Here is a 16,739-nt window from a genome sequence, read left to right as displayed (position 1 = left end):
CGCGACCGGCACGCCGCCGGTCCCCCACGATGGGGGGCCGAGGCACCGCGGATACAGGGAGGTCGATGTCAGTGGCAGTCGTCATCGTGGGCGCGGGAGCGGCCGGCGTGCACACCGCGGTCGCGCTGCGGGAACGTGGCTACACCGGCTCCGTGACCCTGGTCGGGGGCGAGCCGCACCGCCCGTACGACAGGCCGCCGCTGTCCAAGGCGGTGCTGCGCGGCCTGGGCCGGCCCGGCGACGCGGTCTTCGACATCGACTTCGAGGACCTCGGCATCGGCCTCGAACCGGGGCGCACGGCACGGGCCGTGGTGCCGGGCGAACGGCGCCTGGTCACCTCCCGGGGCGACCTGGCGTACGAGACGCTCGTGATCGCGACCGGAGCCGACCCGGTACGGCTGCCGGGCGCGCCGGCGCACGTGCTGCGCACCCTCGACGACGCCGAGCGGCTGCGCGCCGTGCTGGACGCGCGGGGCGAGCTGGTGATCATCGGGGCCGGGTGGATCGGCGCCGAACTCACCACGGCCGCGCGGGAGGCGGGATGCCGGGTCACGGTGGTCGAGGCGGCCGGGGCCCCGCTCGGCGGAGCCCTGCCCGCCGAGGTGGCCGCGCCGATGGCGGCCTGGTACGCGGAGGCCGGCGCCGAACTGCGCACCGGGACCCGGGTGGCCGAGGTCGAGACGGACGGGGTGCGCCTGGCGGACGGCACCCGGCTGCGGGCGGACGCGGTCGTGGTCGGGGTCGGCGCGCGGCCCGCGACGGACTGGCTCGCCGGTTCCGGGATCGCCCTCGGCGCCCGCGGCGAGGTGGCGGCCGACGCGCATCTGCGGGCCTCCGTGCCGGACGTGTACGCGGTCGGGGACTGCGCGTCCTTCCCGTCGGCGCGCTACGGGCAGCGGCTGCTGGTGCACCACTGGGACAACGCCATGCTGGGGGCCAGGGCGGTCGCGGCGCACATCGCCCAGGGGGCCGGGGCGCCGGTGTACGACCCGGTCCCGTACTTCTGGTCCGAGCAGTTCGGCCGGGTCGTGCAGTACGCCGGGCACGCGGCCCCCGGGGACACGGTGGTGCGGCGCGGGGCGGCGGACGGCCGGGGTGGACGCGGTCCGGGAACCGGCGGGGCGGGGCGCGGGGACGGCTGGAGCGTGTGCTGGATGCGCGGGGACCGCCTGACGGCCGTACTCGCCGTGGACCGGCCCCGCGACCTGGCGCACGGCCGCCGCCTGATCACCTCCGGCGCCGCGGTCGAACCCCGGCGGGTCGCGGACCCGGACGTGCCGTTGAAGGCGGCGCTCCGCGAGCACGCCGCGAGCACCGCCGGAACCTGACCGGCCCCGGCGCCCACCGCCGCCGCGGACACCCGAGGCGAGGGGGCACGGACGGCACGCGCCGACCCCCTCGGCCCAGAACCCGCACGGAACACCGCCGTGCCACGCCGACCCGGCGGCCGGGCCGCGAACCGGCGGGGCACGCACGGAACACCGCCATGCCGCGCCGACCCGGCATGGCGTGCCGCCGGCGGGGCACGCACGGGACACCGCCGTACCGCGCCGACCCGGCATGGCGTGCCGCGCACCCGGACGCGCCACCGAAGCCGGCCCACCACAAGCCCGACCGCAAGGTGACCGCCCCCAGCTCACACCTCCCCCACGCCCGCCGCCCCGGCCGCACGAACACACGGGGCGAGCGGGCATGGACGGCACACACCGAGCCCCTCGGCCCAGAACCCGCACGGAACACCGCCATGCCACACCGACCCAGCGGCCGGGCGCGAACCGGACGCGAGCCACGCCGGACGGCGAAGCACGCCGGGCAGCACACCGGCGCCGGACGCGGGCTACGCCGGTCGGCGGAGCGCACCGGGCAGCGCACCGGCGCGGACGCGCGAGGCGAGGAGGCGCGGGCACGCGCCGGTCGGCGGTGCGCGCCGGTGGGAAGGCCGGTGCGCGGGCCTGCGGGCGGGGTCAGGCCTGGGTCAGGCCCGCGACCAGTTCGTCGGCCGCCCGGTAGGGGTCGAGGTCGCCCGCGGTGATCCGCTCCGCGAGCGCGCTCAGCCGGCGGTCGCCGTGCAGATCGCCGATACGCTCCCGCAAAGCCGTCACCGCGATCGTCTCGACCTCGCGGGCCGCGCGGGCGCGCCGGCGCTCGGCCAGCACGCCCCGCTCCTCCATCCACGCCCGGTGCTTCTCCAGCGCCTCGACGACCTCGTCGACGCCCTCGGCGCGGGCGGCGACCGTCTTGACGATGGGCGGACGCCAGTCACCGGGGCCGCGGGACTCGCCGAGGCCCAGCATGTGGTTCAGCTCGCGGGCGGTGGCGTCCGCGCCGTCCCGGTCGGCCTTGTTGACGACGTACACGTCGCCGATCTCCAGGATGCCGGCCTTGGCCGCCTGGATGCCGTCGCCCATGCCGGGGGCCAGCAGGACGACGGAGGTGTCGGCCTGGGAGGCGATCTCGACCTCCGACTGGCCGACGCCGACCGTCTCCACGAGGATCACGTCGCAGCCCGCCGCGTCCAGCACGCGGATGGCCTGCGGCGCGGCCCAGGCCAGGCCGCCCAGATGGCCGCGGGTGGCCATCGAGCGGATGTAGACGCCGGGGTCGGAGGCATGCTCCGACATGCGCACCCGGTCGCCGAGCAGCGCGCCGCCGGAGAACGGCGAGGACGGGTCGACGGCCAGGACGCCGACCCGCTTGCCCTGCTTGCGGTACGCCGTCACCAGCGCCGACGTGGAGGTCGACTTGCCGACACCGGGCGAGCCGGTGAGACCGACGACGTAGGCGTTGCCGGTCAGCGGGGCCAGGGCCGCCATGACCTCCCTGAGCTGCGGGGACGCCCCCTCCACCAGGGAGATCAGCCGGGCCACGGCCCGGGGCCGGCCTTCCCTGGCCTGGGCGACCAGCGAGGAGACGTCCTGCATCACAGCTCCGTTCACTTCAGAGTCGTACCGTCGTCGTACTGGGACAGGTTCAGGCCTTGGGCACCCGGACGATCAGGGCGTCGCCCTGACCGCCGCCGCCGCACAGCGCGGCCGCGCCGACGCCGCCGCCCCGGCGCTTGAGCTCCAGGGCCAGGTGCAGCACGAGCCGGGCGCCGGACATGCCGATCGGGTGACCGAGGGCGATGGCGCCGCCGTTGACGTTCACCTTTTCCGTGGACACGCCGAGGTCCTTCATTGACTGGACCGCGACCGCCGCGAAGGCCTCGTTGATCTCGATCAGGTCGAGGTCCTCGACGCTCAGGCCCTCCTTCTTCAGGGCGTGCAGGATGGCGTTGGACGGCTGCGACTGCAAAGAGTTGTCCGGGCCCGCCACGTTGCCGTGGGCGCCGATCTCCGCGATCCACTCCAGGCCGAGCTCCTGGGCCTTGGCCTTGCTCATCACGACCACGGCGGCCGCGCCGTCCGAGATCTGCGAGGAGGTGCCGGCCGTGATGGTGCCGTCCTTGGTGAACGCCGGGCGCAGCTTGCCCAGCGACTCGACCGTGGTGTCGCCGCGGATGCCCTCGTCCTGGCTGAAGACGACCGGCTCGCCCTTGCGCTGCGGGATCTCGACCGGGGTGATCTCGGCCTCGAAGACGCCGTTCTTCTGGGCGGCGGCGGCGCGCTGGTGGGACAGGGCGGCGATCTCGTCCTGCTCGGGGCGCTTGATGCCGAGGCGCGTGTTGTGCTTCTCCGTGGACTCGCCCATGGCGATGCCCTCGAAGGAGTCGGTCAGGCCGTCGTGGGCCATGGCGTCCAGCACCTGGACGGCGCCGTACTTGTAGCCCTCACGGGACTTGGGCAGCAGGTGCGGGGCGTTGGTCATGGACTCCTGGCCGCCCGCGACCACGATGTCGAACTCGCCGGCGCGGATCAGCTGGTCGGCCAGCGCGATGGCGTCGAGGCCGGACAGGCACACCTTGTTGATGGTGAGCGCCGGGACGCTCATCGGGATGCCGGCCTTGACCGCGGCCTGACGCGCCGGGATCTGCCCCGCGCCGGCCTGCAGCACCTGGCCCATGATCACGTACTGCACCTGGTCGCCACCGATCCCCGCACGGTCGAGGGCGGCCTTGATCGCGAAGCCGCCGAGGTCGGCTCCGGAGAAGGACTTCAGCGAGCCCAGCAACCGGCCCATGGGCGTCCGGGCGCCCGCGACGATCACTGAGGTGTTCGTTCCAGAAGACATGAGCTGTGATTCCCCTTACCGGCTGCACTGCCGAGGAGTGAACGAGGGTTTACTTCGAATGTACTGAGGTGCGGTCCGTCACGTCATCGGGCCGTCGGTGTGATCGCGCGCACGTTGCGTAACCACCCCGGTCGCGCTGCACTGAAAACATGCTGACGCGAATCGACCACATCGGGATCGCCTGCCACGACCTCGACGCCACCGTCGAGTTCTACAGGGCCACCTACGGCTTCGAGGTCTTCCACTCCGAGGTCAACGAGGAGCAGGGCGTCCGCGAGGCCATGCTCAAGATCAACGAAACCTCCGACGGCGGAGCGTCCTACCTCCAGCTGCTGGAACCGATCAGGGAGGACTCCACCGTCGCGAAGTGGCTCGCCAAGAACGGCGAGGGGGTGCACCACATCGCCTTCGGCACCGCGGACGTCGACGCGGACGCCGCGGACATCAAGGACAAGGGCGTGCGCGTCCTGTACGAAGAGCCCCGGCGCGGCTCCATGGGGTCACGGATCACCTTCCTGCACCCCAAGGATTGCCACGGCGTACTCACAGAACTGGTCACTTCGGCGCCTGTTGAGTCACCTGAGCACTGACCCTCGTACATATGGGCCGGTAGGGTTGGGGGCGGCCGTCGCTCCGCGAGGGCGGCCGCATGCCGGGGTCCGGGTTTCGGGGGGCGAGCGTCGGGGCAACAGCCCCTGCTCCGCCGTCGATCTGACACCATTCCCCGGGGGCCCCGTCCGGCGGATGGACGGAGCTCGTTTGGAGAAACCTGCGACCAGGGGACGGATGGGACCGCGCAGTGCGGGGCTACGAGAGCCAGGAGCGAGAGCCGGCGGCTGACGTCGACCACCTCACTCGGTTCGAAGCCGAGATGAAACGGCTGAAGACCGAGCGGGAAAAGGCGATCCAGCACGCCGAGGACCTCGGCTACCAGGTCGAGGTGCTGCGCGCCAAGCTGCACGAGGCGCGGCGCACCATCATGTCCCGGCCCGCCTTCGACGGCGGCGACCTCGGGTACCAGGCCGAACAGTTGCTGCGCAACGCGCAGGTGCAGGCCGACCAGCTGCGCATGGAGGCCGAGCGGGAGCTGAGCCAGGCCCGGGCGCAGACCCAGCGGATCCTGCAGGAGCACGCCGAGCAGGCCGCCCGGCTGCAGGCGGAGCTGCACCAGGAGGCCGTCACCCGGCGCCAGCAGCTCGACCAGGAGCTGGCCGAGCGCCGCCAGACCGTCGAGTCGCACGTCAACGAGAACGTGGCCTGGGCGGAGCAGTTGCGCGCCCGCACCGAGTCGCAGGCGCGCCGCCTGCTCGACGAGTCGCGTGCCGAGGCCGAGCAGGCCATGGCGGCGGCCCGCGCCGAGGCCGAGCGGCTGACCAGCGAGGCCCGGCAGCGGCTGCAGAGCGACGCCGAGACGGCCCGCGCGGAGGCCGAGCAGATCCTGCGCCGGGCGCGCGCGGACGCCGAGCGGCTGCTGAACGCCGCCTCCACCCAGGCCCAGGAGGCCACCGACCACGCCGAGCAGCTGCGCAGCTCCACGCTCTCGGAGTCGGACGCCGCCCGCCGCCAGTCCCAGGAGCTGAGCCGGGCCGCCGAGCAGCGCATGGCCCAGGCCGAGGAGGCGCTGCGCAAGGCGCAGGCCGAGGCCGAGAGGACGGTCGCCGAGGCGAAGGAGGCCGCCGCCAAGGCCCTGACGAGTGCCGAGGCGGCGAACGAGACCCGCACCCGCACCGCGAAGGAGCAGGTCGCCCGGCTGGTCCAGGAGGCCACCAAGGAGGCCGAGTCCACCAGGGCGGAGGCCGAGCAGATCGTCGCCGACGCGCGCGCGGCGGCGGAGAAACTCCTCGCCGAGGCCGCGGAGAAGGCCCGGACGCTCACCGCCGAGGAGAGCGCGACCGCGCTGTCCAAGGCCGCCAAGACCGCCGAGGACGTCCTCAACAAGGCGCAGGCGGAAGCCCGTAACACCACCAAGGCCGCCGCCGAGGAGGCCGAGCGGATCCGCCGGGAGGCGGAGGCCGAGGCGGACCGGCTGCGCGCCGAGGCGCACGACATCGCCGAGCAGCTCAAGGGCGCGGCGAAGGACGACACCAAGGAGTACCGCGCCAAGACGGTCGAGCTGCAGGAGGAGGCCCGCCGGCTGCGTGGCGAGGCCGAGCAGCTGCGCGCCGACGCGGTCGCCGAGGGCGAGAAGATCCGCGCGGAGGCCCGCAAGGAGGCCGTCCAGCAGATCGAGGAGGCGGCCAAGACCGCCGAGGAGCTGCTGGCCAAGGCCAAGGCGGACGCGGACGAGCTGCGGCAGACCGCGACGGCCGACAGCGAGAAGGTCCGCACCGAGGCCATCGAGCGGGCCACCGCCCTCCGCCGGCAGGCCGAGGAGACCCTGCAGCGCACCCGTCAGGAGGCCGAACGGCACCGCGAGGAGGTCGTCGAGCAGGCGGACGGCATCCGGGCCGACGCCGAGCGGGCCGCCCGCGAGCTGCGCGAGGAGACCGAGCGGACCGTCCAGGCACGGCGCGCGGAGGCCGCCGAGGAGGTGGCGCGGCTGCACGCGGAGGCCGAGGAACGCCTCGCCGCCGCCGAGCAGTCGCTGACCGACGCCCGCGAGGAGGCCACCCGTATCCGGCGGGAGGCCGCCGAGGAGGCCGAACGGCTGCGCACCGAGGCCGCCGAGCGGATCCGCACGCTGCGGCAGCAGGCCGAGACGGAGGCCGAGCGGCTGCGCACCGAGGCCGCGTCCGACGCGTCCGCGTTCCGGGCCGAGGGCGAGGCCGTCGCCGTACGGCTGCGTTCGGAGGCCGCGGCGGAGGCCGAGCGGCTGAAGTCGGAGGCGCAGGACAGCGCCGACCGGGTCCGGGCGGAGGCGCTGGCCGCCGCCGAGCGGCTCGGTGCGGAGGCGTCCGAGACGCTGGCCGCCGCCCAGGAAGAGGCCGCCCGGCGCCGCCGCGAGGCCGAGGAACTCCTCGGCGCCGCCCGCCGGGAGGCGGACCAGGAGCGCGAGCGGGCCCGCGAGCAGAGCGAGGAACTGCTGGCGTCGGCGCGCAAGCGCGTCGAGGACGCGCAGGCGGAGGCGGTGCGCCTGGTCGAGGAGGCCGACCGGCGCGCCACCGAGATGGTGTCGGCGGCCGAGCTCCACGCCCAGCAGGTACGCGACTCCGTGGCGGGGCTGCACGAGCAGGCCCAGGAGGAGATCACCGGGCTGCGCAGCGCCGCCGAGCACGCGGCGGACCGCACCCGGCGCGAGGCGGAGGAGGAGGCGGACCGGGTCCGCGGCGACGCCTACGCCGAGCGGGAGCGGGCCACCGAGGACGCCAACCGCGTCCGGCGCCGGGCCAGCGAGGAGGCCGAGGCCGCCAAGGCACTGGCCGAGCGCACCGTGTCGGACGCGATCGCGGAGGCGGAACGGCTGCGGTCGGACGCGTCCGAGCACGCCCAGCGGGCGCGCACGGAGGCTTCGGACAAGATCGCCGAGGCCGACCAGGCCGCCGCCCGCACCCGGGCGGACGCCCGCGAGGACGCCAACCGCATCCGTTCGGACGCGGCGACGCAGGCCGACACCCTCATCACCGAGGCCCGCAACGAGGCCGAGCGGCTCACCACCGAGACGATCGCGGAGACCGACCGGCTGCGATCGGAGACGATCGCGGAGACCGACCGGCTGCGATCGGAGACGATCGCGGAGACCGACCGGCTGCGATCGGAGACGTCCGCCGAGGCGGAGCGGGTACGGGCCGAGGCGGTCGCGAAGGCGGACGAGCTGATCGCGGACGCCGCCGGCGACGCGGAGCGGCTGCGTGCCGAGGCCGCGGAGACGGTCGGGGCGGCGCAGGCGCACGCCGAGCGGATCCGCGAGGACTCCCGGCGGGTCAAGGCTCAGGCGCTGGCGGAGGCCGAACGGGTCACCGCGGCCGCGCGCGACGAGGCCGAGCGGACGCTGGACGAGGCCCGCAAGGAGGCCAACAAGCGGCGCTCGGAGGCGGCCGAGCAGGTCGACACGCTCATCTCGGAGACCGCTGCCGAGGCCGACAAGCTGCTCACCGAGGCGCAGACGCAGGCGCACAAGACCACCGCGGACGCCGAGGCGCAGGCCGACACCATGGTGGGCGCGGCCCGCAAGGAGGCCGGCCGGCTGGTGTCGGAGGCGACGGTCGAGGGCAACTCGCTGGTCGAGAGGGCCCGCGCGGACGCGGACGAACTGCTCGTCGGCGCCCGCCGGGACGCCACGGCGATCAGGGAGCGGGCGGAGGAGCTGCGCGACCGCCTCACCGGCGAGATCGAGGAACTGCACGAGCGGGCCCGGCGCGAGGTCGCCGAGACGATGAAGTCGACCGGCGACCGTTGCGACGCGCTCATCAAGGCCGCCGAGGAGCAGCTGGCCAAGGCGCAGGCGAAGGCCAAGGAGCTGGTCTCGGAGGCCAACTCCGAGGCGGGCAAGGTCCGTATCGCCGCGGTCAAGAAGGCCGAGGGGCTGCTGAAGGAGGCCGAGCAGAAGAAGGCCACCCTCATCAGGGAGGCCGAGGCGCTCAAGGCCGAGGCGATCCGGGAGGCCCGGCGCACGGTCGAGGAGGGCAAGCGCGAGCTGGAGGTCCTGGTGCGCCGTCGCGAGGACATCAACGCCGAGATCTCGCGGGTCCAGGACGTCCTGGAGGCCCTGGAGTCCTTCGAGGCCCCGTCGGCCGGCAAGGACACCGGGGTCAAGGCGGGCGCCGTCGTGGGCGCCCCCCGTTCGGGCGGCAAGGGGTCGGACGGCTGAGGCGTTCCGGGCGGCCGGGTGTCGGGCGATCGGGTGCGACGGTGGGAGACGTCGGGTGGCGAGGGAAGCCGGTCCATTGCGGTATGTTCTGCGGCATTTGGCCAGGTCTCTCGCAACCGGTCCGGCGGTTAGCCACTCAAAAGGGGTGTCATTTTCCAGATCAAACGCGCATCCGCTCGATGACACGCCGCTACGGCCCCTAGGATTCCCCCTATCACCTCACCGGTCTCATTCGACAGGAACCCCATGAGCGACACTTCCCCCTACGGCTTCGAGCTTGTGCGGCGTGGGTACGACCGCGCTCAGGTGGACGAACGAATCTCCAAGCTCGTCTCCGACCGTGACAGCGCTCTCGCCCGCATCACCGCTCTGGAAAAGCGCATCGAGGAGCTCCACCTCGAGACGCAGAACGCGCAGGCCCAGGTAAGCGACGCCGAGCCGTCGTACGCCGGTCTCGGCGCGCGTGTGGAGAAGATCCTCCGCCTCGCCGAGGAAGAGGCCAAGGATCTGCGCGAGGAAGCCCGGCGGGCGGCCGAGCAGCACCGCGAGCTCGCGGAGTCCGCGGCCCAGCAGGTCCGCAACGACGCGGAGTCCTTCGCAGCGGAGCGCAAGGCCAAGGCCGAGGACGAGGGCGTCCGGATCGTCGAGAAGGCCAAGAGTGACGCCTCGCAGCTGCGCGCCGAGGCCCAGAAGGACGCGCAGTCCAAGCGCGAGGAGGCCGACGCCCTCTTCGAGGAGACCCGCGCCAAGGCCGCGCAGGCCGCCGCCGACTTCGAGACGAACCTCGCCAAGCGCCGCGAGCAGTCCGAGCGCGACCTGGCATCGCGTCAGCAGAAGGCCGAGAAGCGCCTCGCCGAGATCGAGCACCGCGCCGAGCAGCTCCGCCTGGAGGCGGAGAAGCTGCGCACGGACGCCGAGCGCCGCGCCCGCCAGACGGTGGAGACCGCCCAGCGCCAGGCCGAGGACATCGTGGCCGACGCCAACGCCAAGGCCGACCGGATCCGTTCGGAATCCGAGCGCGAGCTGGCCGCCCTCACCAACCGCCGCGACAGCATCAACGCCCAGCTGACGAACGTCCGCGAGATGCTCGCGACGCTCACGGGCGCCGCGGTGGCCGCCGCCGGTGCGCCGGCCACGGACGACGAGCCGATCTCCCGCGGGGTTCCGGCGCAGCAGTCCCGGTAATCCCTGACGGCAACGCAGGCCCGCATCCCCGCCCGGGGGTGCGGGCCTCGTCGCGTACCGGAGGGTCCCGTCGCGCACGGGTCCCGTCGCGCACGGGTCCCGTCGCGCGACGGACCGACGGAACCACACGGATGACAGGCCGACGGAACCACACGGATGACGGGCCGACGGAACCACACGGGTGACAGGCCGGCGGGACCGGACGGGTGACAGGCCGGCGGGACCGTTCGGGTGACGGGCCGGCTCGGAGAGCGCGGCGGCTCGGGTGGCAGGCCCGGAAGGGCCGTCCTAGCGTGGCCGCATGATCGAGCTCGAGGACCTGACGAAGCGGTACGGCGAGACGGTGGCGGTCGACCACCTCACCTTCACCGTCAGACCGGGGCTCGTCACCGGGTTCCTCGGACCCAACGGCGCGGGCAAGTCGACGACCCTGCGGATGATGCTGGGCCTGGACCGGCCCACCGCCGGGGACGTCCGCATCGACGGCAGGCACTACGACCGGCTGAAGGACCCGCTGAAGTACATCGGCGCCCTGCTCGACGCCAAGGCCGTGCACGGCGGGCGCAGCGCCTTCAACCACCTGCTGTGTCTCGCGCAGAGCAACGGCATCCCCCGGCGGCGGGTGGCCGAGGTGCTCGACACCGTCGGCCTCACCGCGGTCGCGCGGAAGAAGGCCAAGGGGTTCTCGCTCGGCATGGGGCAGCGGCTGGGCATCGCGGGCGCGCTGCTCGGCGACCCGCGGATCCTGATGTTCGACGAGCCGGTCAACGGCCTCGACCCGGAGGGCATCCACTGGATCCGCACCCTGATGAAGTCGCTGGCCGCGCAGGGCCGCACGGTGTTCGTCTCCAGTCACCTGATGAGCGAGATGGCGCTGACCGCCGACCACCTCGTCGTCATCGGGCAGGGGCGGCTGCTCGCCGACACCTCCATGGCCGACTTCATCGACCGCAACTCGCGCTCGTACGTCCGGGTCCGCTCCCCGCAGCGCGAGCGGCTGCTCGACGTGCTGCACGAGGCCGGGATCACCGCCGTCGAGGCGGCGGGCGGGGCGCTGGAGATCGACGGCGGCAAGGCCGAGCAGATCGGCGAACTGGCGGCACGGCACGAGATCACGCTGCACGAACTGAGCCCCCGGCAGGCCTCCCTGGAGGAGGCGTTCATGCGGCTGACCGCGGAGTCGGTCGAGTACCACGCGCACACCGGTCCCGAGCCCGCGGCCTGGGGGCGGGGCGACGACTGGAGGAGGAGCGGAGCATGACCGCGACCCAGGTCATCCGGTCCGAGTGGACCAAGATCCGGTCGGTGGCGTCCACGGTGTGGACGCTGTCCCTGGCCGTGGTCGTCACGATCGCCCTCGGCATGCTGATCTCCGCCCTGTCGGACAAGGGCTTCGACTCGATGAGCGAGCGGGACCGGCTCTCCTTCGACCCGACCTACATCAGCTTCGCCGGCATGAGCCTGGGACAGCTCGCGATGATCGTGTTCGGGGTGCTGGTCGTCTCCAACGAGTACAGCACCGGCATGATCCGCACCTCGCTGGCCGCCGTGCCGCAGCGCGGCACCTTCCTGTTCAGCAAGCTGGCCGTGGCCACCGGTCTCGCGCTGGTCGTCTCCATGGTCACCAGCTTCGCCGCCTTCTTCCTCGGACAGGCGGTGCTCGGCTCGCGCCAGGTGTCGATCGGCGACCCGCACGTGCTGCGCGCGGTGGTCGGCGGCGGCCTCTACATGACCCTCATCACGGTGTTCTCGATGGGCGTCGCCGTGATGCTGCGCTCGCCGATGCTGTCACTGGGCATCCTGATGCCGTTCTTCTTCCTGATCTCCAACATCCTGGGGAACGTCGACGCGACGAAGAAGGTCGGCCGCTACCTGCCCGACCAGGCCGGCAGCCGGATCATGCGGGTGGTCACGCCGGTCGCCGACGACACCCCGTACGGCCCCTGGGGCGGCCTCGCCATCATGGTGCTGTGGACGGCCGCCGCACTGGCCGGAGGCTACGCACTGCTCAGGAAACGGGACGCGTGACTTTACCCGCCCTTGGGCGGAACCGTCAGCGGCTCGATATCCTCCTAACTCTTACGGGGGGCACGTGCCCCGCTGTCCTGAACCTTTCGATGGGTGCGGAGCATGATCGAGGCAGTCGGCCTGACCAAGCGCTACGGCGACAAGACCGCTGTGTACAACCTCTCGTTCCAGGTGCGGCCCGGTGCCGTCACCGGCTTCCTGGGGCCCAACGGCTCCGGCAAGTCGACCACGATGCGGATGATCCTGGGCCTGGACAACCCCACGGCGGGACGGGTGACGATCGGCGGCTACCCCTACCGCAAGCTGCCCAACGCCCCCCGCCAGGTGGGCGCGCTGCTCGACGCGAAGGCCGTGCACGGCGGCCGGTCGGCGCGCAGTCACCTGCTGAGCCTGGCCCAGCTGTCCGGCATCCCGGCCCGGCGGGTGGACGAGGTGCTGGGCGTGGTCGGCCTGCAGGACGTGGCCCGGAGACGGTCCAAGGGCTTCTCCCTCGGCATGGGCCAGCGGCTCGGCATCGCCGCCGCCCTGCTCGGCGACCCCCAGGTGCTGCTGTTCGACGAACCGGTCAACGGTCTCGACCCCGAGGGCATCCTCTGGGTGCGCAACCTGATGAAGGCGCTCGCGGCGGAGGGCCGTACGGTCTTCGTCTCCTCCCATCTGATGAGCGAGATGGCGCTGACCGCCGACCACCTCATCGTCATCGGCCGCGGACAGCTGCTCTCCGACATGAGCGTGCAGGACTTCATCGCGGCGAACTCCGCCGGTTTCGCGCGCGTGCGCACCCCCGACACCGAGCCGCAGCTGCGCGAGAAGCTGACGTCCGCGCTCACCGAGGCGGGCGGGCACGTGCTGCCCGAGCAGGACGGCGCGCTGCGCGTGACGGGGCTGCCGCTGCCCCGCATCAGCGACATCGCGCACGACACCGACGTGCGCCTGTGGGAGCTGTCGCCGCATCAGGCCTCGCTGGAGGAGGCGTACATGCGGATGACGCAGGGCGCCGTCGACTACCGCTCGACGACCGATCAGCGGGAGGGGCTGATGCAGCCCCTCCCGCCGGGCGTGCAGCCGCCGGTGCCGGTGCCCGGTCAGGGCCAGCCCGGCTGGTACGCCCCGCCGCCGCCCCAGCAGGGCGGGCAGCCGTTCGCACCGCCGCAGGGCACGCCGGGCCCGTACGGCGCCGGCCAGTCGGCCGCCGGGCCGTACGGTGCTCCGGGAGCGCCGGGAACGCCGTACGCGGGTCCGCCGAACCCGTACGCGCAGCCGGCGCAGCAGGGCCCGCAGGCACCCGCGCAGGCCGCGCAGCCGGCCCCCGCGGCCCAGGCGCCGGAGCCGCCCGCCGCGCCCGCCGGAGCCGCGGCCGACGCCGCGCCCGCCGAGGCGAGCCCCGGGGCAGCCGCTCCCGCGCCCGCCGCCCCGGCTCCCGCTCCCGCCGCCGACCTGACCAAGCCCGAGCCCGAGCCCGAGGACGCCCGATGAGCACGCCCCAGCCCCCGATGCCGCAGGCCACCGCACCGCACTGGCAGGCGGCGCCCGCGCCCGGTTCGCCGTACCCCGGCTACACCTCGCCGATCCCGGTGGTGCGCGCGCATCTCGGGCACGCGGTCGCCTCGGAGTGGACGAAGATCCGGTCGGTGCGCTCGACGATGTGGACGCTGGGCGTGTTCCTGCTGCTCGTCGTCGGCATCGGGCTGCTCACCGCGGGTCTGGTGTCCGCCAACGCCTCGGAGGGCGACCTGGCCGGCGAGAACCCGCTGTCCTTCGGCGTCTTCGGGCTGCTGCTGGGCAGCATGTGCATCATCACGCTCGGCGTGCTCACCACCGCCTCGGAGTACGGCACGGGCATGGTCCGGACGACGATGACCGCGTGCCCGTCGCGGACGCGGGTGCTGGCGGCGAAGTCGATCGTGTTCTTCGCGGTCGCGTTCACCGTGACGCTCGCGTCGGTGCTCCTGGTCGCCCTGGCGGACGTCGCCCTGCTGGACGGTGCCCGGGAACCGACCCAGGCGGAGTGGCTCAAGGCCACCCTCGGCGTCTCGCTCTACATCGCCCTGCTCGGGCTGCTGTCGCTCCTCGTCGGCTCGATCATCCGGCACTCGGCCGGCGCGATCACCATCATGATCGGCCTGGTGCTGGCGCCGCTGGTGATCGCTCTCTTCATGTTCTCGGAGAGCCTGGAGGGCCTGCGCCAGGCCCTGTTCGAGTACTCGATCCCGAACCAGCTCAGCGTCTTCTACTCCAACTCCCTCAGCGACTCCGGCCCGTCCGGCTGGGAGCCGCTGTGGATCGCCGTCGGCGTGACCGCCCTCGCGTACGGCGGCGCGGTGGCGCTGCTGCAGCAGCGGGACGTGTGACACGGCGGAGACACCGCACAGCCCGGGGCCGGCCCGGAACCGGCCCGGGAGGGCCTAGAAGCGGGGCGCGTTGCGGGACCGCTGCACCCGGGTGGTGCGGCGGTCCTTCGCGTTCCAGCACGCCTTGTGCCAGTGCCGCCGGTCGTCGACGCCCGCGTGCTCCGGCCAGGCCACCACGTGCGGGACGCCGGAGGGGATCATCTGGTCGCAGCCGGGGCAGCGGTACGTCTTGCCCTGCGCGCTCGCGCCCGCCACATGACGCACGCTCCAGTCTTCGCCCTGCCAGCTCTCGCTGGACTGCCAGCCGCCGTAGCGGGACCGGTCGTCCTCGGCGCTGGGGCCGGACGAGCCGGTTCCCTTGGGTCGATTGCGACGCGGGGACACAGAACACCTCACCGGGCTGCGGGAAACAGGGCTCGCGTCCAGCGTACGCGGGCCGGACCGGGGTACGCGGAGGGAGCCGCTCCCCGCAAGTCCCCCGACCCGGTCGCCGATTTCTGCAGACAATCCGCAAATCTCCTCGCCAGGCCGTGTCCTCGGCACGTGTCACACGGTTATGCCGGGTGGGGGAGCTCCGCGTCGGAGCCAAGGAAGCAGGAAAAGCACATGCACGTCGGAAGTTTCGTGTTGGCGGCCCAGTTCCCGGGGCAGGGCCATGGGGAGGCGCTGCACCGCGCGGTCCGCTCGGCCGAGGTCGCGGAGGAGGCGGGGCTGGACTCGGTCTGGCTGGCCGAGCACCACTTCGTCCCGTACGGCACCTGCCCGTCCGCGATCACCCTGGCCGCGCTGCTGCTCGGCCGCACCAGCCGCATCCGGGTGGGCACGGCGGTCAGCGTGCTGCCCAGCGCCCACCCGGTGGCGCTCGGCGAGCAGGCGGCGCTGCTGCACCTCGTCTCCGGCGGGCGGTTCTCGCTCGGTGTGGGGCGCGGCGGTCCGTGGGTCGACCTCGAGGTGTTCGGCTCGGGTCTCGCGGCGTACGAGGAGGGGTTCCCGGAATCACTCGATCTGCTGATGCGCTGGCTGCGCGAACCGTCGGTCGCGGCCACCGGGAAGCGCTACCGCTTCCGTGAAGTGCCCGTCGTGCCACGGCCGTCGGAGTCCCTGACGGACACTCCGGGGCCCGAGGTCGTCGTCGCGTGCACCTCGCCGTCGAGCGTGCGGCTGGCCGCCCGGCGCGGGCTGCCGATGCTGCTCGGCATGCACGTCGGGGACGAGGAGAAGGCCGACATGATCGCCCTGTGGCGGCAACAGGCGTGCGCCGCCGGGCATCCGGCGGAGGCGGTCCACCGCGCCGGGCACGTCTCGGCCGGCGTCTGCCAGATCGCCGACCGGAGCACGGACGCGGTGGAGGCGCTGGTGAAGGCGATGCCGGGATGGCTCAGGCAGGGACTGCGGGCCCATGTGACGGTGGACGGCCGCGCCCGCCGGATGCGGGACCCGGTGGCGTACACCGAACTGCTCTGCGGGCTGCACCCGGTGGGCACCCCGCGACTGTGCGCCGACCGGCTCGCGGCCACCAGCGAGCGGACCGGCATCTCCCGCTTCGCGCTGCTCGTCGAAGGATCGGGGGACCTGGCGGCCACCGAGGAGAACGTGCGGCGGCTCGGCGCCGAGGTACTTCCCCATCTCGGCTGAAGTCGACTGTCCGCCACGGAGCTTGCCGCCCCGGTACTGAATGCACCTCCCGCGTACGGAGCGGCAAGCCGACGGCGTGCTGCCGGTCAGCAGTCCCGGAGCTCCGGAGACTGGTTGAGCAGCTGGTTGCGCACCGAGGTGAAGCGGGCCAGCGTCTCGTCCACCGAGGCGTCCAGCGGGAACACCGCGACCCGGTGGCAGTTCTGGAAGGCCAGCCGCACACCGAAGTGCCGCTGCAGCGCGCCGCGTATCGCGTCACTCGCGAGCGCACGCAGCAGCTGACCGCGCGCCTGCTCGTCCGGCGGAGGCGTCTGGTTGTCGGCGAACGGTCCGCCGTCGACCTTCAGCTGGGCCACCAGGGAGCTGATCATCTCCCACGCGTAGGGCAGGGAGGTCCGGACGCAGTCGACGAAGGCGGCTTCGTCGACCTCGCCTCGCTCGGCCTGTTCGAGTAGGGCCGGTGAGACGTCGAGCGACATGGGTTCTCCTCTCGCACCCCCGAAGAGCAGGGGTTGCCGGACAGGTAAGGGAGCTCACGCTGTCAACACGCTGCGTACACGCCTCGCGACCTCCCGTTCACTACCGTAGGCAACGGGCGGTGACCGCACCAGGAGAACGCGTAC

General features: G+C 73.3%; 13 protein-coding genes. 9 read left to right on the top strand and 4 right to left on the bottom strand.

Annotated elements, in window-relative coordinates; all coding sequences use genetic code 11:
• The first annotated feature begins 65 nt into the window (after positions 1 to 65).
• Positions 66 to 1,328, top strand: coding sequence for an FAD-dependent oxidoreductase (locus VKA29_RS15925; protein WP_324786249.1), 1,263 nt, complete (start codon positions 66 to 68; stop codon positions 1,326 to 1,328).
• A gap of 636 nt (positions 1,329 to 1,964) precedes the next feature.
• On the opposite strand, the gene meaB is transcribed toward VKA29_RS15925, so the two are convergent.
• Together meaB and VKA29_RS15915 are read right to left on the bottom strand one after the other, a co-directional pair.
• A complete protein-coding gene (gene meaB, locus VKA29_RS15920; protein ID WP_324786280.1) occupies positions 1,965 to 2,921 on the bottom strand; it encodes a methylmalonyl Co-A mutase-associated GTPase MeaB in 957 nt (318 codons plus the stop codon).
• Positions 2,922 to 2,970: 49 nt separating this feature from the next.
• Complete coding sequence (locus VKA29_RS15915; protein WP_324786248.1) at positions 2,971 to 4,170, bottom strand: acetyl-CoA C-acetyltransferase; 1,200 nt, start codon at positions 4,168 to 4,170, stop codon at positions 2,971 to 2,973.
• A 149-nt stretch (positions 4,171 to 4,319) separates the two neighbouring features.
• Between VKA29_RS15915 and mce the strand changes: the two genes are divergently transcribed.
• From mce to VKA29_RS15880, 7 genes are all read left to right on the top strand, one after another.
• Entirely contained in the window at positions 4,320 to 4,760 is a 441-nt protein-coding gene (gene mce, locus VKA29_RS15910; RefSeq protein WP_324786245.1) for a methylmalonyl-CoA epimerase, read from the top strand.
• A gap of 209 nt (positions 4,761 to 4,969) precedes the next feature.
• On the top strand, positions 4,970 to 8,917 hold the full coding sequence (gene scy, locus VKA29_RS15905) for a polarized growth protein Scy (protein WP_324786243.1): 3,948 nt from the start codon (positions 4,970 to 4,972) through the stop codon (positions 8,915 to 8,917).
• 246 nt (positions 8,918 to 9,163) lie between these two features.
• Positions 9,164 to 10,102 carry a cellulose-binding protein gene (locus VKA29_RS15900; RefSeq protein ID WP_324786241.1) on the top strand — a complete coding sequence of 313 codons (939 nt, stop codon included), beginning with the start codon at positions 9,164 to 9,166 and terminating at the stop codon, positions 10,100 to 10,102.
• Between the two features lie 301 nt (positions 10,103 to 10,403).
• Positions 10,404 to 11,363 (top strand): ATP-binding cassette domain-containing protein, encoded by a 960-nt coding sequence (locus VKA29_RS15895; RefSeq protein ID WP_324786240.1) that lies wholly within the window; start codon positions 10,404 to 10,406, stop codon positions 11,361 to 11,363.
• Positions 11,360 to 12,130, top strand: coding sequence for an ABC transporter permease (locus VKA29_RS15890; protein WP_324786239.1), 771 nt, complete (start codon positions 11,360 to 11,362; stop codon positions 12,128 to 12,130). Before VKA29_RS15895 ends, VKA29_RS15890 begins: the two co-directional genes overlap by 4 nt.
• Before the next feature lie 102 nt (positions 12,131 to 12,232).
• Positions 12,233 to 13,606: an ABC transporter ATP-binding protein gene (locus VKA29_RS15885; protein WP_324786237.1), complete on the top strand. Its 1,374-nt coding sequence runs from the start codon at positions 12,233 to 12,235 to the stop codon at positions 13,604 to 13,606.
• Positions 13,603 to 14,481, top strand: a complete 879-nt coding sequence (locus tag VKA29_RS15880; protein WP_324786236.1) for an ABC transporter permease — start codon at positions 13,603 to 13,605, stop codon at positions 14,479 to 14,481. The genes VKA29_RS15885 and VKA29_RS15880 overlap by 4 nt, the downstream gene beginning before the upstream one ends.
• A gap of 54 nt (positions 14,482 to 14,535) precedes the next feature.
• Here the strand turns inward: VKA29_RS15880 and VKA29_RS15875 are convergent, their stop codons facing one another.
• The gene (locus tag VKA29_RS15875; protein ID WP_324786234.1) at positions 14,536 to 14,865 is read right to left on the bottom strand and encodes an ATP/GTP-binding protein; all 330 of its coding nucleotides are present in this window, start codon (positions 14,863 to 14,865) and stop codon (positions 14,536 to 14,538) included.
• 222 nt (positions 14,866 to 15,087) lie between these two features.
• Here VKA29_RS15875 and VKA29_RS15870 point away from each other — a divergent pair, with 222 nt between their 5' ends.
• Positions 15,088 to 16,116: an LLM class flavin-dependent oxidoreductase gene (locus VKA29_RS15870; protein WP_324786233.1), complete on the top strand. Its 1,029-nt coding sequence runs from the start codon at positions 15,088 to 15,090 to the stop codon at positions 16,114 to 16,116.
• An 86-nt stretch (positions 16,117 to 16,202) separates the two neighbouring features.
• On the opposite strand, the gene VKA29_RS15865 is transcribed toward VKA29_RS15870, so the two are convergent.
• Positions 16,203 to 16,595: an SCO5389 family protein gene (locus VKA29_RS15865; protein ID WP_014675028.1), complete on the bottom strand. Its 393-nt coding sequence runs from the start codon at positions 16,593 to 16,595 to the stop codon at positions 16,203 to 16,205.
• Between the last annotated feature and the right edge of the window lie 144 nt (positions 16,596 to 16,739).

The sequence above is a fragment of the Streptomyces sp. H51 genome, from assembly GCF_035656535.1.
In the GTDB taxonomy this organism is placed as follows: domain Bacteria; phylum Actinomycetota; class Actinomycetes; order Streptomycetales; family Streptomycetaceae; genus Streptomyces.
Note: the sequence above shows the minus strand (reverse complement) of the source record. Positions and strands in the feature narration are given on the sequence as shown.